Annotated in this window: 19 protein-coding genes; 14 read left to right on the plus strand and 5 right to left on the minus strand. The window is 70.2% G+C overall.

Annotation, left to right across the window (positions count from 1 at the left end; genetic code table 11):
- Window positions 1-10: 10 nt before the first annotated feature.
- Together ELY19_RS21030 and ELY19_RS21035 are read left to right on the plus strand one after the other, a co-directional pair.
- A complete protein-coding gene (locus ELY19_RS21030) occupies window positions 11-1,168 on the plus strand; it encodes an acyl-CoA dehydrogenase family protein (protein WP_126198218.1) in 1,158 nt (385 codons plus the stop codon).
- Window positions 1,169-1,202: 34 nt separating this feature from the next.
- Entirely contained in the window at window positions 1,203-1,988 is a 786-nt protein-coding gene (locus tag ELY19_RS21035) for a rhomboid-like protein (RefSeq protein ID WP_126198219.1), read from the plus strand.
- Here the strand turns inward: ELY19_RS21035 and ELY19_RS21040 are convergent.
- Both ELY19_RS21040 and ELY19_RS21045 read right to left on the minus strand, forming a co-directional pair.
- Complete coding sequence (locus ELY19_RS21040) at window positions 1,975-4,188, minus strand: M13 family metallopeptidase (protein ID WP_227967003.1); 2,214 nt, start codon at window positions 4,186-4,188, stop codon at window positions 1,975-1,977. The genes ELY19_RS21035 and ELY19_RS21040 overlap by 14 nt on opposite strands.
- Entirely contained in the window at window positions 4,175-4,966 is a 792-nt protein-coding gene (locus ELY19_RS21045) for a GntR family transcriptional regulator (RefSeq protein WP_126198220.1), read from the minus strand. The genes ELY19_RS21040 and ELY19_RS21045 overlap by 14 nt, the downstream gene beginning before the upstream one ends.
- Before the next feature lie 220 nt (window positions 4,967-5,186).
- On the opposite strand from ELY19_RS21045, the gene ELY19_RS21050 reads away from it, so the two are divergent.
- From ELY19_RS21050 to ELY19_RS21085, 8 genes are read left to right on the plus strand one after another with little or no spacing between them, the layout of a single operon-like run.
- Window positions 5,187-5,969, plus strand: a complete 783-nt coding sequence (locus ELY19_RS21050) for an inositol monophosphatase family protein (RefSeq protein ID WP_164711673.1) — start codon at window positions 5,187-5,189, stop codon at window positions 5,967-5,969.
- A complete protein-coding gene (locus ELY19_RS21055; RefSeq protein ID WP_126198222.1) occupies window positions 5,969-6,247 on the plus strand; it encodes a hypothetical protein in 279 nt (92 codons plus the stop codon). The genes ELY19_RS21050 and ELY19_RS21055 overlap by 1 nt, the downstream gene beginning before the upstream one ends.
- 1 nt (window position 6,248) lies before the next feature.
- Window positions 6,249-7,805: a sodium:solute symporter family protein gene (locus ELY19_RS21060; RefSeq protein WP_126198223.1), complete on the plus strand. Its 1,557-nt coding sequence runs from the start codon at window positions 6,249-6,251 to the stop codon at window positions 7,803-7,805.
- A complete protein-coding gene (locus tag ELY19_RS21065; protein WP_126198224.1) occupies window positions 7,798-9,060 on the plus strand; it encodes a Zn-dependent hydrolase in 1,263 nt (420 codons plus the stop codon). The genes ELY19_RS21060 and ELY19_RS21065 overlap by 8 nt, the downstream gene beginning before the upstream one ends.
- A 9-nt stretch (window positions 9,061-9,069) precedes the next feature.
- Window positions 9,070-10,473: an amidase family protein gene (locus ELY19_RS21070; RefSeq protein WP_126198225.1), complete on the plus strand. Its 1,404-nt coding sequence runs from the start codon at window positions 9,070-9,072 to the stop codon at window positions 10,471-10,473.
- Window positions 10,470-11,435 (plus strand): phosphotransferase family protein, encoded by a 966-nt coding sequence (locus tag ELY19_RS21075; protein ID WP_164711674.1) that lies wholly within the window; start codon window positions 10,470-10,472, stop codon window positions 11,433-11,435. Before ELY19_RS21070 ends, ELY19_RS21075 begins: the two co-directional genes overlap by 4 nt.
- 52 nt (window positions 11,436-11,487) lie before the next feature.
- Entirely contained in the window at window positions 11,488-12,486 is a 999-nt protein-coding gene (locus ELY19_RS21080) for a choline kinase family protein (RefSeq protein ID WP_126198227.1), read from the plus strand.
- 35 nt (window positions 12,487-12,521) lie between these two features.
- Window positions 12,522-13,859: an aspartate aminotransferase family protein gene (locus ELY19_RS21085; RefSeq protein WP_126198228.1), complete on the plus strand. Its 1,338-nt coding sequence runs from the start codon at window positions 12,522-12,524 to the stop codon at window positions 13,857-13,859.
- 10 nt (window positions 13,860-13,869) lie between these two features.
- On the opposite strand, the gene ELY19_RS21090 is transcribed toward ELY19_RS21085, so the two are convergent.
- Window positions 13,870-14,754, minus strand: coding sequence for an EamA family transporter (locus ELY19_RS21090; protein WP_322745653.1), 885 nt, complete (start codon window positions 14,752-14,754; stop codon window positions 13,870-13,872).
- Between the two features lie 181 nt (window positions 14,755-14,935).
- Between ELY19_RS21090 and ELY19_RS21095 the strand changes: the two genes are divergently transcribed.
- Window positions 14,936-15,151: a DUF7455 domain-containing protein gene (locus ELY19_RS21095; protein ID WP_126198229.1), complete on the plus strand. Its 216-nt coding sequence runs from the start codon at window positions 14,936-14,938 to the stop codon at window positions 15,149-15,151.
- Window positions 15,152-15,237: 86 nt separating this feature from the next.
- On the opposite strand, the gene ELY19_RS21100 is transcribed toward ELY19_RS21095, so the two are convergent.
- A complete protein-coding gene (locus tag ELY19_RS21100; RefSeq protein WP_126198230.1) occupies window positions 15,238-16,929 on the minus strand; it encodes a DEAD/DEAH box helicase in 1,692 nt (563 codons plus the stop codon).
- A 151-nt stretch (window positions 16,930-17,080) separates the two neighbouring features.
- Between ELY19_RS21100 and ELY19_RS21105 the strand changes: the two genes are divergently transcribed.
- Window positions 17,081-18,373: a YihY/virulence factor BrkB family protein gene (locus ELY19_RS21105; RefSeq protein WP_197715945.1), complete on the plus strand. Its 1,293-nt coding sequence runs from the start codon at window positions 17,081-17,083 to the stop codon at window positions 18,371-18,373.
- A 3-nt stretch (window positions 18,374-18,376) separates the two neighbouring features.
- On the opposite strand, the gene ELY19_RS21110 is transcribed toward ELY19_RS21105, so the two are convergent.
- Window positions 18,377-18,613 (minus strand): DUF3039 domain-containing protein, encoded by a 237-nt coding sequence (locus ELY19_RS21110; RefSeq protein ID WP_126198232.1) that lies wholly within the window; start codon window positions 18,611-18,613, stop codon window positions 18,377-18,379.
- 38 nt (window positions 18,614-18,651) lie between these two features.
- Between ELY19_RS21110 and ELY19_RS21115 the strand changes: the two genes are divergently transcribed.
- Together ELY19_RS21115 and ELY19_RS21120 are read left to right on the plus strand one after the other, a co-directional pair.
- Window positions 18,652-18,987 carry a DUF3099 domain-containing protein gene (locus ELY19_RS21115; RefSeq protein ID WP_126198233.1) on the plus strand — a complete coding sequence of 112 codons (336 nt, stop codon included), beginning with the start codon at window positions 18,652-18,654 and terminating at the stop codon, window positions 18,985-18,987.
- A complete protein-coding gene (locus ELY19_RS21120) occupies window positions 18,988-20,466 on the plus strand; it encodes a DUF7782 domain-containing protein (protein WP_126198234.1) in 1,479 nt (492 codons plus the stop codon). It abuts the gene before it with no gap.
- Window positions 20,467-20,485 lie beyond the last annotated feature (19 nt).

Below are 20,485 nucleotides of genomic sequence, written 5' to 3' on the forward strand. Positions count from 1 at the left end.
GGAGAACACCATGCGTCGCACCGTCTACACCGCCGATCACGAGGCCTTCCGCGAGACCCTCCGCGCCTTCATCGAGGCGGAGGTGGTGCCGCACTACGACGAGTGGTACGCGAACGGCATCGTTCCCAAGGACTTCTACCCCAAGCTCGGCGAGCTCGGAGTCTTCGGCATCGAGGTGCCCGAGGAGTACGGGGGCGCAGGCATCGAGTCCTTCAAGTACCAGGCCGTCATCAGCGAGGAACTGGCCCGCGCCGGCGTCTCCTTCGGCGGCTCCAGCGTGCACATCGCCCTCTGCCTGCCCTACCTGACGGGCCTCGCCACCGACGAGCAGAAGCAGCGCTGGCTGCCCGGCATGGCCGCCGGCGAGCTGATGTTCGCCATCGCGATGACCGAGCCCGGCACCGGCTCCGACCTCGCCGGCATGAAGACCACCGCGAAGCTCTCCGAGGACGGCAGCCACTACGTGCTCAACGGCGCGAAGACGTTCATCACCGGCGGTGTCAACGCCGACCGCGTGATCGTCTGCGCGCGAACGGCCCCGTCGACCCCCGAGGACCGCCGCCACGGCATCTCACTGTTCGTCGTCGACACCACGCTCGACGGCTACTCCGTCGGCCGCAAGCTCGACAAGATCGGCCTGCGCACCTCCGACACCGCCGAGCTCTCCTTCACCGACGTCAAGGTGCCCGCCGAGGACCTGCTCGGCGAGGAGAACAAGGGCTTCTCCTACCTCGGCCAGAACCTCCCGCAGGAGCGCCTGTCGATCGCCGTCGGCGCGTACTCGCAGGCCGCCGCCGCGGTGCGGTTCGCACAGGCCTACACCCAGGACCGCACCATCTTCGGCAAGTCCGTCGCGTCGTTCCAGAACAGCAAGTTCGAGCTCGCCGCGTGCAAGGCGAAGGTCGACGCGATGGAGTCGAGCGTGGACCGCGGCCTCGAGCTGCACGACGCGGGCCAGCTGACCGCCGCCGACGCGGCCTCGCTCAAGCTGTTCTGCACCGAGGCCGCCTCCGACGTGATCGACCGCTGCCTGCAGTTGCACGGCGGCTACGGCTACATCAACGAGTACCCGATCGCCCGCCTCTACGCCGACAACCGCGTCAACCGCATCTACGGCGGCACGTCCGAGGTGATGAAGACCATCATCGCCAAGGACATGGGCCTGTAGCAGTCCCTCCGCATGACGGTGCTGTACTGATCGCATGGACCTGCTGATCGGCCTGATCGGGGTCGCGCTGCTCTGGGCCGCCGTCGCTCACGTCCGCCGCGCCGGGCCGGGATCGGAGTGGATGCTCCGGTGGGCCCGGTACGCGCGGGCGTGGGTGGTCGCGAGCCCGGTGGCCGCGGTGCTGTGGCTGGTGGTGACGATCAACGCGGTGATGCTGCTGGGCCTGCCGGACCGTCTCGCCGACGAGGTCCTGCAGGTGCACAGCACCAACCTCGACCGGTTCGCCACGCACCCCTTGCAGGCGCTCATCACCTCGGCGCTGTGGATCGAGCCCGTCGACATCGTCTTCGCGACGCTGATGACCGTGCTCGTGCTCGGGCCCGCCGAACGATGGCTGGGGCACATCGGGATGCCGCTGATCTACTTCGCCGGCAGCGCAACCGCGTCGCTGATCTCGGTGCTGTCGGCGAACCGCCTCCTGGCGCACGGGATCATCACCGACGATCTCGACCTGCGCGGCATGATCGATGTCGGCGTCAGCTACGGCAGCCTGTGCGTGCTCGGACTGCTCGTCTACCGCATACCGTCGTGGCGCTGGCGGCTCGTCGCGATGCTGGCTCTGCCGGTGCTGGTGCGGCTCACGTTGCCCTTCTTCGGCATGTACTCGACGCTCGGGCACCTGCGGGCGGTGCTGCTCGGCTACCTGCTGTGGCCGGTCACCCGCATCCCCTCCGTCCGCCGCCGCGCCGCGGACTGGACGTGGCGGTTCCACCCCGCCGGGCCCGACGAGCCCGGCGGGAGGACCGTCACCACACCGTGACGCGGTCCTGCGGCTCCAGCCATTCCTTGTCGCCGGGCTTGACGCCGAACGTCTCGACGAACGCGCTGACGTTCTTCACCACCTGGTTCGCGCGGAACTCGTTCGGCGCGTGCGGATCCGTCGCGAGGGACTGGATCGCGGAGGCCTCGCGCGCCTTGTTCCGCCAGATCCTGCCCCAGCTCAGGAACAACGGCGTCAGGTCCGGGTCCGCCGCCACCCCGGCGCTCGGCGCGGCGCTCGCCTCCGCCGACGGTGCGGCGCTCGCCTGCGCGGCGTCCTCGGTGCCGGCGTCGCGGTTCGCGACGGCGATCCGGTAGGCGGCGATGGCGATGGACAGCCCGCCGAGGTCGGCGAGGTTCTCCCCCACGGTCAGCCCACCGTTCACCTTGTTCGTCGGGGGCAACCCGGCGGGGACCAGCGCGTCGTACTGCGCGATGAGCGCCTTGGTGCGCTTGTCGAACTCGGCGCGATCGGCCGGCTCCCACCAGTCCTTGAGATTGCCGTCACCGTCGTACTTGGCGCCCTGGTCGTCGAAGGCGTGGCCGATCTCGTGCCCGATGACCGCGCCGATGCCGCCGTAGTTCACCGCGGCCTGCGCGTCGGGCGAGAAGAACGGCGCCTGCAGGATCGCCGCGGGGAAGACGATCTCGTTCATCCCCGGGTTGTAGTAGGCGTTCACGGTCTGCGGCGTCATGAGCCACTCACCCTTGTCGACCGGCTTCGCGAGCTTCGCGAGTTGGTAGGCGTTCTCGAACTCGCCGGACGCGCGGACGTTGGCGACGATCGACTTCGCGTCGGTCTTGAGGCCGCCGTAGTCCCGCCACTGCTCGGGGTACCCGATCTTCGTACGGATCTTCTCGAGCTTGGCCGCCGCGGCGCGCCGGGTGGCCGGGGTCATCCAGTCGAGGTCCTCGAAGGAGGCGCGGTACGCACTGCGCAGGTTGTTCACCAACTGCTCCGCCTGGTGCTTGGCATCCGCCGGGAAGTGCTTCTTGACGTACAGCTTCCCGAGCGCCTCGCCGAGGGCTCCCTCGACCACGGCGACGCCGCGCTTCCACCGGTCGCGCTGCTGCTCGACGCCGCTGAGCGTCTTCGAGTAGAAGTCGAAGTTGGCCGTGGCGAACGGCTCCGCGAGGTACGCCGCGTACGCGCGGATCACCTGGATCCGGGCGTGATCCTTGAGGGTGCCCAGGTCGGTGTCCTGCCACAGCTTCGCCGCGGCGGTGAGGAAGCTCGGCTGCGAGACCACGACGTTCTTCGCGTCGTCGGCCTTGATGCCCACGGCCTTCGCCCAGCGGTCCCAGTCGTAGCCGGGCGCGAGCTTCGACAGCTCGGCCCAGGGGTACGGGTTGTACGTGGCCGTGGCGTCGCGCGAGCGGACCCGATCCCAGTGCCCCTTGGCCACGGAGGTCTCGAAGGCGAGCACCCGGGCCGCGACGCCCGCCGCGTCGGGCAGCCCGGCGAGGGAGGCCGACTTCTCCAGGTACGCCCGGTACTTGTCGCGGATCTCGGCGTACTTCGGGTCGCGGTAGTAGGCCTCGTCGGGAAGGCCGATGCCCGACTGCATCAGGCTGAGCACGTACTTCGACGAATCCTTCTGGTCGGTGTCGACGTAGAAGCCCACCAACCCGCTGACGCCCTGCTTCTCGTGCGCTCCGATCACGTCGAGAAGTGCGTCCTTGTCGGCCGCCTTGTCGATCGCGTCCAGATCGGGCTTGATCGGGTCGGCGCCGTCCCGATCGATCCGTGCCGTGTCCATGAAGGAGTCGTAGACGTCGCGGATCTTCGCCTCGTCGCTGCGGGTGCGCGGATCCTTGATTCCCTCGATGATCGCCTTGAGCTGGTCGAGGGCCCGGTCGGACAGCTCGGTGAAGGTGTTGAACGAGGCCTTGTCCGCGGGAATCCGATAGCCGTCGGCCCATGCACCGTTGACATGTCGGAACAGGTCGTCCTGGACGCGCACGCCGGGGGCCGCGCCGCTCATGTCGGGCCCCGTCAGGGGCCGCGCGGGACGAGCCGAGGAGCTCGAGGCTCCGCCGCCAGGCGAGGACACGCCGCACGCCGCGAGCACCGCGGAGCCCGCGAGCAGGCCGAAGCCGGCGAGGAACCGCCGGCGGTCGAGCCCGCCCGACGGTGCGCCGAACGGGTCGCGGTCCGGGCGGGGCGGATGGGTGGACGATTGCGCATCACCGGTCTGCATACCCGAATCTAACCCGTGAGGATGGCTCAGTGTCGGATGACGTCGTTCGGACACGTAGCCGTGTGCGATCTGCGCGGAACAGGTCGATCGAGTACTCGGTCGGTCTGTCGTGCGCGTCGTAGCCAACGCGCTCCAGCCTCAGAAGCGGTGCCTCAAGAGGGACGCCGAGCAATCGTCCGGTGCGTTCATTCGCCCCGACCGTATCGATGATCTCGTCGGTGGCCACGATCGGAACACCAAAGCGGTCCTGCAAAGTTGCGTAGAGCGAAGTCGAGAAGTCGCAACCGATCATCTTCCTGCCCAACGTCACGTACGCATGGTCGAGCGACAGTGTGTCGGCATCAGCGAACCGCACGCGCAACAGAGAAAGCACTTCGGTTTCGGAGTCGACTTCCAGTGCACGCGCGACGGCTCCGTTCGCCGGAACGAGGCGAGCGTCGACTACCCTCGTCCCCTCGACGAACCCCTGCAGGTTCAGCATCTCCGGTACCCCGCGCACCGTATTGAGGTCGCGTGCCAGCCGTCGTCCCGACGGGAGTTCGAATCCGGTTACCTCCGCCCCCGAACTACGCACCAGGTAGGCCCCTCCCGTGCGACCGACCACCCGTCTGATGCGCCCCTCGCGGACGAGCAAATCAATCGCTCGCCGCACAGTTGCTCTCGAGACCCCTAGCCGCTGAGCGATCTCTCGTTCCGGCGGCAGCTTGGTACCGCCGCGCCCCTCGATGTCATCCGCGAGTCGGCGCAAAGTCACTACCGTCTCGTCCGCCAGCGTCACGTCCGCCTCCGTCCGATGTGAACCAATCCGAGCATCGTCTCTCAAAGAGGGCTCCCGAAGGTTGCCGACATCTCGGAGGAAATCTACCTCTGACCAGGCGTCATATGGCTGTAACGCGAAATCGGTGAGACCAGAAATGGGCCGCGCGCATGATCTGGATCACTGCTCGGCGGCCCGTCTGAGCAGCACAGGGAAAACCTCCACCCGAAGGACCGCACCCATGCAGACGATCACTGACGATGTCGGATCCGCCGTCGCCGACCCCGTGCTCGACATCCTCCGCAGCGCCGGGGAGATCTCGCGATCGTGGTTCGACCGAGGGCGCCTGGACGTCGAGACCAAAGCCGACGGATCGCCCGTGACCCGGGCCGACCGCGAGACCGAGGCGTCCGTTCGCGATGCTCTCGCCGCGCTGTACCCCGACGACGGCATCGTCGGCGAGGAGTTCGGCACCGTCGAGGGCACATCCGGCGACCGGTGGATCATCGACCCGATCGACGGCACGAAATCGTTCGTACACGGAGTTCCCCTTTACGCGAACCTGCTCGCCCACGAGGTGCAGGGCCGCATCGTCTTCGGCGCCATCAACCTCCCCAGCCTCGGAATCCTGGTCCACGCCGAGCGCGGGCGCGGCTGCTTCCGCAACGGCCGGCCCGTGCACGTCTCCGACCGGACCGACTTGGCCGGCGCCCACGTGATGGCCACCTGGCTCGAGGACTGGTCCCCCGCGGTCATCGCGCGCCTGCATGACCGTGGCGCGGTTCTGCGCACCTGGGGCGACGCGTTCGGATACGCCCTCGTCGCGGCGGGCGACGTGGATGCGCTAGTCGACTACACAGCGCAGACCTACGACCTCGCGCCGATGCCCGTGATCATCACCGAAGCGGGCGGCCGCTTCACCGATCTCCGCGGCGATGACCGGTTCGATTCGGGCCACGGCATCGCCACGAACGGACACATCCACAGCGATGTGCTCCGCCTCGTCAACGAAGGAATTTCCTGATGAAGAACATCATCCGAGCACTCGATCGGCGTGTGCTCACCACCCTGTTCACAGTGGGCTACGCCACCGCACTGGTGCTGGCGCTGTTTCCGCCACTGTACCTGTGGTCCAGCGGCAAAGCGGTGCTGATCCTCGGAATCCCGCTGTCGCTCGTGTACTGGATCGCCACCGCCGCGCTCGTCGGGCTCGGGCTCTGGATCCAGTACTGGGTCGAGGACGTCCGGGGCGAGCTCGACGAGTCCCTGGTCCCCGATTCCTCTTCGGCGCAGGAGAACTGACATGGCCCTCATGCTCACCATGCTCGGCGCCTTCTACGCCTGCATCATTGCGATCCTGTACATCACTCAGCGTACCTCGAAGCCGAGCTTCGACGAGTACGCGGTTGGCGGCCGCAGCTACGGCCCCTGGTACGTGGCGATGTGCTACGTCAACTCCTGGTGGCCCGGCGCGGTCTTCATCGTGTTCTTCGGTCTGGCCGCGGGCCCCGGCGTATTCGGGTTCTACGGACTCGCCTACTCCACGCTCGGCGTTGCGGCCATGTACTTCATGGCCACCCGAGCCTGGCGCTGGGGCGCGCGGTACGACCTGCGCAGCCAGCCGCAACTGATGGGCGTCCGGTTCCGCTCCCGCGGCGTAAAGGTGATGGCCAGCGCAATCGGCATCGTCTCGGTGTTCCCCTGGGTGGTCCTCGGGATGCAGGCCCTGGGCGAGATCTTCCGGGTGGCCAGCGACGGTGCGTGGTCGGTTACAACATGCCTGGTCGTAGGCCTGGTCACGATCGTGGTGCGCCAGTACTGGACCGTCAAAATGGGCATGCGGGGTCTGATCATGACGGACATGTTCCAGGGCATCGTGGCGTACGGGTTCTCCGCGGTGGTGTGCCTGATCCTGCTCAGCGGGATCGCCGGGAGCCCGGTCAGTTTCGGCACGCTCGCGCATCTCGCGGATTCGGCACTCCGCGTTCCCGGCGACGGCGACGGGTACGGCTCCTGGTACCTGTTCAGCCTCATCTTCACGGGCGTCATCGGCTCCCTGTGCTGGCCGATGAGCTTCCAACGCATCTACACCGCGTCCGGGGTGCGGGCGGTGAAGGCCGGCACCATCCGCACGATCCTGATCTCGGGCGTGTTCTACACGCTGCTCATGCTGGTCGGTCTCGCCGCCACCACGTTGCCCGCGGTCCATGACGCGCCCCAGGTCGGGTGGTTCACGCTGCTCGGCGACTGGGGCGGGACGTGGCTGCTGGGCCTGGCCGTGACGATGGTGTTCGCCGCGTCGATGGGGCACATCGACGGCAGTGTCCAGGTGTGCGGGCTGCAGATCGCCAACGACCTCGTCGACCGTCCGGGGCGGCCGCTGACCGATCGCCAGCTCACCGCGGTCGCCAAGGGCAGCATGGTGCTCTACATGGCGTTCGCTGCGGTCGTGGCGTTCTTCACCTTCGACATGCCCCGGCTGCAACTGCTCGCGCAACTGTCGTACCAGTCGATCGTGCAGCTCGCCGTGCCGCTGTTCCTCGGGATCTTCTGGCGCGGAGGCAACAAGTACGGTGCGCTGGCCGGGATGGCGACCGGCTTCCTCACGGCGCTCGCCCTGACCGTGATGTACCCCGACGACATCCCCGCGCTGGGATCGCTCACCGGTGGCGTGGTCGGCCTCGCCGTGAACCTCCTCGTGTTCCTGGTGGTCTCCGCCGCCACAGGACAGTCCGCGGAGGAACGCCGGTACGTCGACGAGATGTTCGCCGTCGCGGCCGCCCCGGTGCGCCGCCCGCAGCCCCGCCCGGAGCCCCGCCCGGAGCCGGGTCCGGCTGTCCCGGAGGTGGCCGATGCCTGAGACGATCGACACCGACTCCCGCCGGTTCCTCTCCGACTTCGCCACCTGGTCGGGGTTCGGCGCGACGCCCGACGGCGGATTGCACCGGTTGGCCGGGACGCCGGCGCACGCGCAGGCCCGGCGGTGGCTCGCCGAGCGCCTGACCGAATGGGGCGCCCGCACCTCCTTCGACCGGATCGGCAACCTGTTCGGCCGGTTCGAATGGGTGCCCGGCGCGCCGTACGTGCTGATCGGTTCCCACTCGGACAGCCAACCGAACGGCGGGCGGTTCGACGGTGCCCTCGGCGTCCTGGCCGCCGCACACGCGGCGGCGCGGATCGACCGCGCGGTCCGCGCGGGAACGACGGCGCCCCGCCTCAACCTCGCGGTGGTGGACTGGTTCAACGAGGAGGGCGCCCGGTTCACCCCGAGCGTGATGGGGTCCAGCTGCTTCACCGGCGGGCTCGACACCGAGCGCATGCTCGCGACCGCCGACCTCGACGGCGTGACCGTCGCGGAGGCGCTCGCGGCGACCGGTATGCGCGGCGACGACGCCGGACCGACCGCGGCCGCCTATGCGGAACTGCACATCGAGCAGGGCCGCGAACTCGACGACTCCGGCGACCGCATCGGCGCGGTGGCGGCGAACTGGGCGGTGCGCAAGTACACGGTGGTGGTGCACGGCGAACAGAGCCACACCGGCGCCACGTCGATGGCGGACCGGCGCGACGCGCTTGTCGGGGCGGCGCACGTCGTCCTCGCGGCCCGCGAGGTCGCGGCCGCCTATCCGGCGGACGAGGTTCTCTCCGCGGTCGGCCGGATCCGGGTCGAACCCGGCTCGCCGGTGGTGGTCCCGAGCCGCGTCACGCTGCACGTGGATCTTCGCGCCCACAGCGCCGCGCGGCTCGACGAGGCGCACGCGCGGCTGCTCGCCGCGTTCGACGCCATCACCGCCGCCGGCGAGACCACGGTGGAGATCACCGACTGCACGCTGCGCGAGGCCGAGCCGTTCTGGCCGGCGGGCGTGCGGATCACGCACAAGGCAGCCGCGGACGCCGGGCTCCCGGTGCGGGACCTGCTGACCCGCGCGGGCCACGACGCCGTCGCCCTGAACCGGGTGGTGCCGACGATCCTGGCGTTCGTCCCGAGCGTGGACGGGGTTTCCCATTCCACGCACGAGTTCACCCGCGACTGTGATCTTCTCGCCGGTGTCGACGTCCTCGGCTCGATCGCCGAACAGCTCGTCACGTCCGTCCCCCAGACCCTCGGAGCGTAGGAGCACCACATGACCGAATTCCTCGACCTCCCCGCCGCCGAGATCCGCTCCCGGCTGCGCACCGGAGACCTGACCCCCGTCGACCTGCTCGATGCCACCCTCCACAGGATCGACGAACGCAATCCCGCGATCAACGCCATCGCGCACCGCGACGACCGGGCGGCGCGCGCCGCCGCCGAAGCCAGCGCGTCCCGCTGGGTCGCGGGCGCGCCGCTGAGCGACCTCGACGGTCTGCCCGTCACGATCAAGGACAGCATCAACGCGGTCGGAACCCCGTGGCGCCACGGCAGTGCCGCGCACACGGACGTCCCGGACACGACCGTCGACACCCCGCCCGCCGCGCGCCTCAAGGAGGCCGGCGCCGTCATCGTGGCGAAGACCACGATGCCGGACTTCGGCATGATGGCCGCGGGAGTCAGCTCGCTGTACGGCGTCGTCCGCAACCCCTGGGACACCAGCCGTAACACGGGCGGCTCGTCCGCCGGCGCGGGCGCCGCTCTGGCCGCGGGCATCGGGTTCGGCGCCGTCGGCACCGACATCGCCGGCTCCGTCCGGCTGCCGGCGGGCCACTGCGGCGTGGTCGCCCTCAAGCCCACCCAAGGCAGGATCCCACACCTGCCGGCGTCGACGACCCGCTCGCCCGGGCCGATGGCGCGCACCGTGGACGAGGCGATCGACCTCTACCGGGTGATCGCCCGCTTCGACCCGCGCGATGCGCTCGCGCTCGGCCCGGACTCTCCCGACGGGCTCGACGCCGAGCTGACCCCGGCCGGATTGCGGATCGGCATGCTCACCGAGGTCGATCCGCGGTTCCCGCTGGACCCGCGGGTCCGCGAGATCCTGCAGTCCGCCGCGGACGCCCTGGCGTCGGGCGGCGCGGACGTGCGAGTACTGACCGCACCGTTCGGCGTCGAGCCGAGCGACGCGCTCGACCGCGTGTTCCAGGTCCGGGCCCGCACCGAATGGGAGGGCATCGTCCCCGAGAAGCGGGAGCTGGTGCACCCGGCGGTCGCCGGCTGGGCCGCGGCCGCGGCCGGGTACTCCGCCGCCGACCACGCGCGCGACCTGGGCATCGTCGACGGCGCCCAGGCGGCCATGCAGGCCGCGACCGCGCAGTTCGACTTCGTTCTCGCGCCGGTGATCCCGGAGCCCGGCTTCGCCGCCGAGAGCGCCGGTATCGACGCTGCTCATCCGCTCGCCCACTGCACGTTCACCGCATGGTTCAACCAGACGGGCCAGCCGGCGTCGAGCGTTCCCTTCGGACTGATCGACGGGTGCCCCGTGGGCCTGCAGATCACCGGTCCGCGCCTGTCCGACCAGCGGGTGCTGCGGCTGACCCGCTGGCTCGAGTCCCGCCGCCCCGTGCCCCTGGGCCGCCCGCCCCTGTTCGCCACCGCAGGTGGCACCCGATGACCACGACGACGAAGGAGCCGACCGTGACGATGACCGAGCCGAGCACCGACGACCTCGCACAGTGGTGGCCGGACACCGGCTGCGCACTGCCCCAGCCCGTGATGGCCAGCCCCAGCTGGTGGGGAGCCGATTCCCGGCGCTGGTCGGTGCCCCTGCCCTTCCCCGGTTCGCCTGCCGCGGGCGGATGCCATGTGAAGGTTCTCGAACCCCACACGGCGGCGTACGTCGACGTCACGACGTCGTTCGCCGCTGCCGTCGCGGCCGGGAAGGCCGGGATCGGCCCACGCGTCCACCACGCCGACCCGTCCGAGCGCATCCTGATCACCGAGGACTACACGGACCGGGCGCACACCGCGAACCTGGACCTGTTCGACGCCCCCGACCGGCTCGGTCGGCTCATCGAGGTCCGGCGCGCGGTCCACCGGCTGCCTCCGACCGGCCGCTCCGCCACCGTCTTCGACGACATCCGCACCGCGGCGGCCGCCGCCAGTCGCGCGGGTGCGGCTCTGCCCGCGGACCTTCCGTGGATGCTGCGCCTGCTGAACCGGGCCGAATCCGCCATCACCGCAGCGGGTTTCGACCGGGTGCCGATCCACGGCGACGCCAACGTCTCCAACGTGCTGGTCACCGACGACGGCGGTCTGCTTCTCGTCGACTTCGACTGCGCCGCGGACGCGGACCCGCTGCAGGACATCGGCTCGATGTTGGCGGAACTGGCCCCATTGGAGAGCGACGCCGAGGCGCTCTTCGAACGGGCCTGGGGCGCCTTCGACCGCGCCGCTTTCGCCAGGGCACGCGCCTACGGCATCGCCGATCAGGTGCGGTGGGGTCTCATCGGTTCGTACTGCGACGCGGTGCGACCGGCGACGCAGGAGTACTCCAAGTTCGCCGACTGGCAGTTCCTCCGCGCCCGCGCCCAACTGCGCGATCCCCGCTTCGACGACCAGGTCCGTTCCGTCTGACCGACGACGCCGGACAGAGACGACACCGGACAGAAAGGAACAGCGGTTCCACATGAAGACCGACACCCCCACTCCCGCGACGAGCGCCCCGTCCACCTTCCCCGAACCCGACGACCGCGCCGTGGGCACCGCGCGCACCGATGCCGAGCGCGCCGTCGAGTGCGTCCTGGCGGGCATCGAAACGTGGCGCGGATGCGACCTGTACTACGCACCCGTCGCCGGCGGCCTGCAGAACAGCAACTGGCGGATCACCGTGTCCGGCACCGACCGCCGGTACTTCCTCAAACTCCCGGGCGCGGGGAGCGAGGCGTTCATCGACCGCGGCGTCACCGACGAGGCCGGAAAACGCGCCGGCGCCCTCGGCATCGGGCCGGAGATCGTGTTCTTCGACTCCGCCACGGGCGTCGAAGTGGTCGAGTTCCTCGAGGGGTACGCCGCCTGCACCAACGGCGATCTCAAGCGCGCCGACGTCCCACTGGAGATCGTCGGGCTCTACCGCACCCTGCACGCGTCCGGGCCGCTCGGCCACCGCAAGACGGTCCTCGACATGATCGACGAGCACCTTGCCCAGGCGGCCGAGCTCGATGTCCGCCTACCGGCCTTCACCGGTGCCCTCCTCACGGAGTACCGGGCGGCGCGGGCCGCGCTTCTGGCCGGCGGGCTCGACATCGTCCCGTGCCACAACGACCCGATGCCCGGCAATTTCCTGTACCACCCGACCCGGCCGATGAAGCTCGTCGACTACGAGTTCGCCTCGGACAACGAGCGAGCGTACGAGCTAGCAGTACTGGTCACCGAGATGTTCTACGACGACGTCCGGGTCCACGAGATGGTCGAGGAGTTCTACGGCCGCGCGGACTTCGCGACGGTCGCGCGCGTCGAAGTGTTCAGCGCGCTCGCCGACCTGAAGTGGGGCCTGTGGGGTTGCGTCAATCAGCGCCTCACCGATGCGTGGGACTTCGACTACCACAAGTACGGCGCGTGGAAGCTCATGCGGTCGCGCCTGAAGATGAACGATCCGCGCTGGGGCCTGTGGCTGTCGACCCTGTGAGGCCCGCCCCGCACGCACGAACGAAAGGCCGCACCATGGCGGACATCACCTCAGTACCCACCACCTCGCCGCTCGACGTGAACCGGTTCACCGCCGCCGACGCGGCGGGCCTGTCCGACGACGTCCGGGACCTGATCGCGCGCCGCGGGGCCGTCCTCGGTGAACGCACACCGCTCCTCTACCGGCGTCCGATCCACCCGGTGTCCGCGAAGGGCCTGTGGCTCACCGACGCGGACGGCACCCGCTTCCTCGACATGTACAACAACGTCGCGAGCGTCGGCCACTGCCACCCCGCCGTGGTCGAGGCCGTCGCCACTCAGGCGGCCACCCTGAACACCCACACCCGATACCTGCACGAGGGCGCGATCGACTACGGGCAGCGCCTGCTGCGCACGATGCCCGGCTTCGGCCAGATCTCGTTCGCGTGCACGGGTTCCGAGGCGAACGACCTCGCCGTGCGGCTTGCCCGCCACGCGACCGGCGGCCGCGGCGTCATCGTCACGCGCGGCGCCTACCACGGCGGCACTACGGTCAGTGCAGCGTGCTCGCCGTCGGTGGACCCCGACGTGCCCGGGTGGGTCCGCGTCGTCGATGCCCCCGATCCCTATCGGACAGGCGACCGTGCAGCCGCGGAGTTCACGGCCGCGGTCGCGGAGGCGGCAGCTGATCTGCAGCGATCCGGCATCGGTGTGGCCGCGCTGCTCCTCGACACAGTCTTCTCCTCGGACGGGATCCAGCCCGACCCCGCCGGCCTCCTCGCGGGTGCGGTGGCGGCCGTTCGAGCCACAGGGGGCCTGTTCATCGCGGACGAGGTCCAACCCGGTTTCGGCCGCCTGGGGCATGGGATGTGGGGCTACCAGCGCCATGCCGTGACGCCCGACATCGTGACGATGGGCAAACCCATGGCTGCGGGTTTTCCTGTGGCAGCCGCGGTGTTGGCAACCGACGTCGCCGACGCTCTCGCGAGTGCAGTGCCGTACTTCAACACGTTCGGCGGCAACCCGGTGTCGATGGCTGCCGCAGCCGCGGTACTGGACGTTATCGAGACGGAGAGCCTCATCGATGCGGCCGCGACCCGCGGTGAGCAGTTGCGCGGGCTCGTCCGAGAGATTCAGAAGGGCAGCCCTGTCATCGGAGACGTACGTGGGCGTGGTCTCTTCATGGGTATCGAGATCGTCGCCGACCGCGACACCAAAGTTCCAGACCGCGTGAGAGCAGTCGAACTGGTCGACGGGCTGCGTAACCGCGGCGTGCTGATTTCCACGGCAGGACACCACGGCAACGTCCTCAAGGTCCGGCCACCACTGCCGATCGACTCCGACGAGATCGAATTCTTCGCAACCCAATTCGCCGACGCACTCGGCGCGATGTGACCTTTCCAGGTCACGTTCCTGGAAAGGCACGCTCATCGGGTGCGGGCGTCCGGCGCGACGTCAGGGCGATGGCGATCACGACGAGCGCAATGCCGACCGCCTCGAGCCAACCGGGGCGTTGCCCCAGCATCACGGCGCCCACGCCGGCGGCGGTCACGGGAAGCAGGGCGAGCAGTAGGGCGAACCGCTCGCGCCCCACGCGGGTGAGCACCACCTGGTCGAGCGCGTACGGGACCACCGAACTGAGAAGGCCGAGCCCGAGGCCGAGGATCCACACCTGCCAGCTGAGGAAGGCCTCGGGGCGGGTGACGAGATCGGGCCCGAGGCCGGGCAGTGCGAGCACCAGGGCGCCGGCGGCCAGGCCGACGCCGAGCCCCTCGATACCACCGCCGGCGTCGGCGACCCGCTTGCCGAGCACGATGTATCCCGCCCACAGGCCGGCCGCGAGCAGCGCGCACGCGACGCCGACCGCACCGTCGGACCCGGCGACCCCGCCCACGTTGACCCCGGCCACGCACACCACGCCCGCCAGCGCCGCGCCGGCGGCGATCAGGTCGACGGAGCGACGCGAGCCGGCGACGGCCACCGCGATGGGGCCGAGGAACTCGATCGCGACGGCGGTGCCGAGGTCGATGTGGTCGATGGCCTCGTAGAACGCCATATTCATGGCGACGGTGACGGTGCCGAACAGCGCGGCCGCGCGCAGTCGTGCCGGGGTCCAGTCGCGACGGCGCGGGCGCAGTGCGAGGAGCAGGATGAGGCCGGCGCCGGCGCCGCGCAGCCACGCCACGGCGACCGGCGAGAGCTGTTCGAACAGCCCCACCCCCAGGGAGGCGCCGACGTACTGGCTGATCGCCCCGATCACGAACATCGCGGGGATCATCAGCTGCGCCACGGGCCTCACCCTAGGGGACCACTCGCGCGCCCCGCACCCGTGTTTCCCGGGGCCGTCTCCGTACCCGGACGTTGTTCACCCTGGGAGAACATGCCGCCCGCCTCCCCGGTGTGGTGGAACAAATGGGTACCCTCGAACGTATAAAGAGATGTAAGAACGGTTCGTGAGGAACGGAGGAGTCATGACGAACACAGTCACTTCAGAGGCCCCCGCGGGCGATGCCTTCGCTCCCCTGACGGCGTCCGACCGGTGCGATCGCTGCTCGGCGGCCGCCCAGGTCCGTGCGGTACTCCCGTCGGGTTTCGAGCTGCTCTTCTGCGGGCACCACTTCACCGAGCACCGCGCGAAACTGGAGGCGCAGGGCGCCACCATCGCCGGTGAGCCCGTCACCGTCTAGTTCCGCGTCCGACGGCGCCGTGCACCCGCCCTACTTCCGGGTGCACGGCGCCGTCGCCGTTCTCCGGGCGTTGTAGCGCGGGGCGATCACTTCCAGGTGCGCAGCGCCGCGATCCGCTCCCGCAGCTGTTCCGCCGACGCCATCGCCGTGACGGGGCCGCCCAGCCGGCTGCGTAGCTCGTTGTGCACCACGCCGTGCGGCTTGCCCGTGCGGTGGTGATGCATCGCGACGAGGGAGTTGAGCTCGCGGCGCAGGGCCGACAACTGCGCGCCGGCACTCGCCCGCTCCTCGACCTGCGGCGGGGGCGCGGGACGTTCCTCGACGGCCGTCCGCTCGGCGACCTGTTCCTTCTGTCGCTGCTGCAGCAGCGCCCGCATCTGCTCCGCGTCGAGCAACCCGGGCAGGCCGAGGTAGTCGGCCTCCTCCTCACTCCCGGAGAAGGTGGCGGTGCCGTAGGAGGAACCGTCGTAGATGAGCTGGTCCAGCTCGGCGTCGGCGTGGAGGGAGACGAACGCCTTCTCCTCCTCGCCGGGCTCGTCCTTCTGCTTGTTCGCGTCGATGAGCAGCGCGTCCTCGAGCCCGTCGGACTCGCGGTGCGGTTTACCCAGCACGTGATCCCGCTGTTCCTCGAGCTTCGCGGCGAGGTCCAGCAGGACCGGCACCGAGGGCAGGAAGACGCTCGCGGTCTCGCCCGGCACCCGCAGTCGCACGAAGCGCCCGATGGCCTGCGCGAAGAACAACGGGGTGGACGCGCTCGTGGCGTACACGCCGACAGCCAGGCGCGGGACGTCGACGCCCTCCGACACCATGCGGACGGCGACCATCCACTTGTCGGTGCCCTCGGAGAACTGGGAGATCCGCTTCGAGGCGGTCGGATCGTCGGAGAGCACGACGGTGACCTTCTCGCCGCTGATCTCCTCGAGCAGTTCCGCGTAGTCACGCGCCGTCGACTGGTCGGTGGCGATCACCAGACCGCCCGCATCGGGCATCGCGCGCCGGAGCTGGTCGAGGCGGGTGTTCGCGGCCTGCAGCACCGCGGGGATCCAATCGCCGTGCGGATCGAGCGCGGTGCGCCAGGCGCGTGCCGTCTGCTCCTTGCTCAGCGGCTCGCCAAGGCGGGCCGTGAACTCCTCACCCGCGCTGGTGCGCCAGCTCGCCTGACCCGAGTAGGCGAGGAACACGACGGGCCGGACGACGCCGTCGGCGAGTGCGTCCGAGTAGCCGTAGACGTGGTCGGCCTTGGATCGCTGGCCGCCACCGGCCTCGGGCTCGTAGGTGACGAACGGGATCGGGTTGTCGTCGCTGCGGAACGGCGTGCCGGTGAGGGCGAGGCGGCGGGTGGCCGGCTCGAAGGCCTCGCGCACGCCCTCGCCCCAGCTCTTGGCGTCGCCGGCGTGGTGGATCTCGTCGAGGATGACCAGCGTCTTGTACGCCGTGGTCCGCGCGTGGTGCTTGTACGGGTGCATGCCCACCTGCGCATAGGTGATCACCACGCCCTGGAAGTCCGACGACGTGCTGCCGCCCGAGTTCGTGAAGTTCGGGTCGAGGTTGATGCCGTTGCGGGCGGCCGCCTCGGCCCACTGGTACTTCAGGTGCTCGGTCGGGGCGACCACCGTCACCCGCTCGACGGTGCGGTCGGCCAGCAGCTCGGCGGCCACCCGCAGCGCGAACGTGGTCTTGCCGGCGCCCGGCGTGGCGACGGCGAGGAAGTCCTGAGGCTTCGAGGTCAAGTACTTCGTGAGCGCACGGCGCTGCCAGACACGAAGTGAAACCGCCATCGAGAAACGCACCCCTAAACCGCGAGACAAGCCCGCCCGGCGCGAGTCCGCGGCGCGGGCGGGTCGATCGTGAACCCGGAAGCAGTCTACTCGCAACACGCGGCGGTCCCGGTTCCGGCGTGATCGGCGCCGGTGCGCAAGACTGAACATGATGGACGACGCACACGGCACGCCGGCGAACCGGCAACCGGGCCCGGCGCAGGATGCCGAGCGGCACGATCCAGGGCCGCACACCCAGGACCTGGATCAGCCCCCGCATGTCTCCTTCCCGCGGCGTGCGTGGGGCGTCGTCAAGGGCATGCCGCAGGTGCTGTGGCGCACCGTCGTGAAGTCCTGGGACGACTCGATCGTCGGGCACAGCGCCCAGGCCGCCTTCTGGACCACCCTGTCGCTGGCGCCGCTGCTGCTCGCGCTGATGGGACTCATCGGTTACGTCGCCAACTGGTTCGGCCCCGACACCATCGGGGTGATCCACGACCGCCTCATCTCCTTCGGGCTGCGCGTCTTCACGCCCAACGTGGTGGACGAGATCATTCGGCCGATGGTCGACGGGGTGCTCCAGCAGGGGCGCGGCGACGTGGCGTCCGTCGGCTTCATCATCGCCCTGTGGGCCGGGTCGTCCGCGCTGTCGTCGTACGTGGACTCGATCAGCATGGCCCACGACCAGCACACCGTGCGCAACCCGGTGTACCAGCGCCTGTTCGCGCTGGTGCTCTACCTCGAGTTCCTCGTGATCGCGGTGTTCACGCTGCCGCTCGTCGCGCTCGGACCGAGCTTCATCATCAAGTACATCCCCGCGTCCTGGCACCCGGCGGTCGCGCAGCTCATCGACTTCGGCTACCTGCCGTTCGTCGTGCTCATGCTGGTGGGCGGGCTCGCCCTGCTCTACCGGCAGGCGCTGCCGCGGCCGCTGCCCTGGTACCGGCACGTCCCCGGCGCGGCGCTGGCGGCGCTGATCTTCCTCGTCGCGTCGACGGGACTGCGGGTGTACCTGTCGTTCATCGCCTCGGGGCGGGGCATCTCCTACGGCGCGCTGGCGACGCCCATCGCCTTCCTGCTGTTCACGTTCTTCCTCGGCTTCGCCGTCATGGTGGGCGCCGAGTTCAACGCCGCGCTGCAGGACCGGTGGCCCGCCCGGGAGATCCGCACCGATCAGCTGCGGGGCTGGGTGGTCGAGCAGATCAAGGAGGCGGGCATCCCCGATCCGGGCAGGGCCGCCGCCGAGGGGCTGCGCCGCGCGACGGACCCGATCCGGCGCCGCCAACGCCCCGAGTCCGATGCACCGCCCGCCGAGGCGGAGACGCCGCCGGACGCGCGCACCGTCGAGACCGACGCGCCGCCGCGGCGCACCGTCGAGACCGACCTGCCGTCGCCGCGCACGGCCGACCCGGGTGTCGCGCGCGTGCCGCCCTCCCGGCCCGCGCGCGAGGTGGAGCCGCGCTGAGGGCTACTTCTTGAGGCGGTCGTAGATCTTCTTGCACTCGGGGCAGACGGGCGAACCCGGCTTCGCCGACTTGGTGACCGGGAAGGTCTCGCCGCAGAGCGCGACGACGTAGTTCCCCATCACGGCCGATTCGGCGATCTTGTTCTTCCGCACGTAGTGGAAGAACTTGGGACTGTCGTCGTCGTTGCCGGTGTCGGCGTCGACATCGACGTCCGGCTTCTCCAGGGTCTTCGTACTCATGACTTTCATTCTGCCAGCCGCAGTGGGACGATCGAAGTGTGGGAAACCAAGGCGACGCCACCTACGTGATCACCGATGCGGAGGACTCGTACGACGAGCAGCACCGGCGGCGCGTCCGCCGGTATCTGATGATCATGGCGATCCGAATTCCCGCCCTCGTGATCTCGGCGTGGATCTACTCGGCCACCGGCAACTGGATCATCGCGCTCGCCGTGCTGGGCGGGTCCATCCCGATCCCGTGGATCGCGGTGATCCGCGCGAACGACCGGCCGAAGAAGCGCAAGGGTGAGCCGGACCGCTTCACGCGGCGCAAGCTCGACCGCCTCGCCCTCCAGGGGCACCCGATCACCACCGTCTCGGCACGCGGCGAGTAGGTGCGGCTCTCCCCCGCGCTGGCACCGCTGTGCCGCCGGCTCGGCCCCGCACTGGCCGCCGCCGGTTTCTCGGAATCGGCCGTCGCCGATCGCCTGGGCGACGCCTACGGATGCCTCTCCCGTGGCGAGCCCGGCCCCGTCGAGACCGTGGCGGCCGGCCGAGCGCCGCTGGACGTGCTCATTCGCCTGTTCCTCGCCGCCGCACCCGTCGAGCGCGCGCAGGTCGACGGTGCCCTCGCCCCCGTCACCGTCGACGAGGCGATCGACGCCGGGCTCCTCGAGCCCGCCCCGGACGATCCGTCCCGGGTCCGGGCCGCGCTGAGCCTGCGCCCCCTGGATCTGCCCGAGGGGCCGCAGTGGTTCCTCTCGGACCTCGACGGCCTGATGCGGCCGCACCCGCAACACCGCGAGCACGTCCTGGGCGTGGGGCACGCCTCGCAGTCGCTGCTGCGGGCGACGCCGCGGGAGCCCGTCGGTTCCGTCCTCGACCTGGGCACCGGCTGCGGCGTGCACGCCTGCGCCGCGACGCGGTTCGCCGACTCCGTGACCGCCACCGATGTGAGCGAGCGGGCCGCCGGATTCGCCGCGGCGTCGGCCGCGCTGAACGGCGTCGACGTGGACGTGGTGACCGGCGACTGGTTCGCTCCCGTCGCGGGGCGCCGTTTCGACCTGCTGCTGGCGAACCCGCCCTTCGTCGTGGGTGAGGGCCGCGTCGACCACACCTACCGCGACTCCGGACTCGATCTCGACGGCGCCTCCGAGCTGGTGGTGCGGGGCGCGCCCGAGCATCTCGCGGCGGGCGGCACGGCCGCGCTACTCGCGTCGTGGGTGCACCGCGACGACGAGACCTGGCAGGCGCGAGTCGCATCCTGGCTGCCCGCCGAGGGCATCGAGGCGTGGGTGCTGCAGCGCGACGTGGCCGATCCCGCGCTGTACGTGGGGACCTGGCTGCGCGACGAAGGGCTCGACCCCCGCGTCGGCGAGGGCCGCGCGAAGTCCGACCGATGGCTCGCGCACCTCGCCGACGCCGGCGTGACGGGCATCGGCTTCGGCTTCGTCTTCCTGCGGTCGACCGACGGGCCGTCCGAGGTGGTGTGCGAGGACCTGAGCCACCCCTTCGACGATCCACTGGGCGACGAGGTCCCGGCGCACTTCGCGCGGATGCGGTGGCTGCGCGATGCGGACCTGGACGCGGCCCGCCCGCTGCTGGGCGACGACGTCGCGCTCGAGCGGGTGTCGACGCCCGGCGAGGAGGGCTGGGGCGAGGTCGCCGTGCGCGTGACCCGGATGTCCGGCCCGCGCTGGGTGCACGAGCTCGACGACGCGGGTGCCCGCCTGCTCGCGGGGTGCCGCGGCGGACTCACCACCGAGGATCTCGCGCTGCTGCTCGAAGCGGCGACGGGCGAGGACGACCTCGTCGATCCGGCCCGCCGCCTGCTCGCCGACCTGTTCCGGCACGGATTCATAACCTTCCTCTAAGCAACTTCTCAGAACATCT

Origin of the sequence: Tsukamurella paurometabola (genome assembly GCF_900631615.1) — a bacterium.
Taxonomy (GTDB): Bacteria; Actinomycetota; Actinomycetes; order Mycobacteriales; family Mycobacteriaceae; genus Tsukamurella; species Tsukamurella paurometabola_A.

What these genes read in the sequence shown, in the direction of transcription:
- ELY19_RS21030 (WP_126198218.1), top strand. Translation starts at nt 11, where the DNA reads ATGCGTCGCACCGTCTACACCGCCGATCACGAGGCCTTCCGCGAGACC.
- ELY19_RS21035 (WP_126198219.1), top strand. Translation starts at nt 1,203, where the DNA reads ATGGACCTGCTGATCGGCCTGATCGGGGTCGCGCTGCTCTGGGCCGCC.
- ELY19_RS21040 (WP_227967003.1), bottom strand. Translation starts at nt 4,188, where the DNA reads ATGCAGACCGGTGATGCGCAATCGTCCACCCATCCGCCCCGCCCGGAC.
- ELY19_RS21050 (WP_164711673.1), top strand. Translation starts at nt 5,187, where the DNA reads ATGCAGACGATCACTGACGATGTCGGATCCGCCGTCGCCGACCCCGTG.
- ELY19_RS21055 (WP_126198222.1), top strand. Translation starts at nt 5,969, where the DNA reads ATGAAGAACATCATCCGAGCACTCGATCGGCGTGTGCTCACCACCCTG.
- ELY19_RS21060 (WP_126198223.1), top strand. Translation starts at nt 6,249, where the DNA reads ATGGCCCTCATGCTCACCATGCTCGGCGCCTTCTACGCCTGCATCATT.
- ELY19_RS21065 (WP_126198224.1), top strand. Translation starts at nt 7,798, where the DNA reads ATGCCTGAGACGATCGACACCGACTCCCGCCGGTTCCTCTCCGACTTC.
- ELY19_RS21070 (WP_126198225.1), top strand. Translation starts at nt 9,070, where the DNA reads ATGACCGAATTCCTCGACCTCCCCGCCGCCGAGATCCGCTCCCGGCTG.
- ELY19_RS21075 (WP_164711674.1), top strand. Translation starts at nt 10,470, where the DNA reads ATGACCACGACGACGAAGGAGCCGACCGTGACGATGACCGAGCCGAGC.
- ELY19_RS21080 (WP_126198227.1), top strand. Translation starts at nt 11,488, where the DNA reads ATGAAGACCGACACCCCCACTCCCGCGACGAGCGCCCCGTCCACCTTC.
- ELY19_RS21085 (WP_126198228.1), top strand. Translation starts at nt 12,522, where the DNA reads ATGGCGGACATCACCTCAGTACCCACCACCTCGCCGCTCGACGTGAAC.
- ELY19_RS21095 (WP_126198229.1), top strand. Translation starts at nt 14,936, where the DNA reads ATGACGAACACAGTCACTTCAGAGGCCCCCGCGGGCGATGCCTTCGCT.
- ELY19_RS21100 (WP_126198230.1), bottom strand. Translation starts at nt 16,929, where the DNA reads ATGGCGGTTTCACTTCGTGTCTGGCAGCGCCGTGCGCTCACGAAGTAC.
- ELY19_RS21105 (WP_197715945.1), top strand. Translation starts at nt 17,081, where the DNA reads ATGGACGACGCACACGGCACGCCGGCGAACCGGCAACCGGGCCCGGCG.
- ELY19_RS21110 (WP_126198232.1), bottom strand. Translation starts at nt 18,613, where the DNA reads ATGAGTACGAAGACCCTGGAGAAGCCGGACGTCGATGTCGACGCCGAC.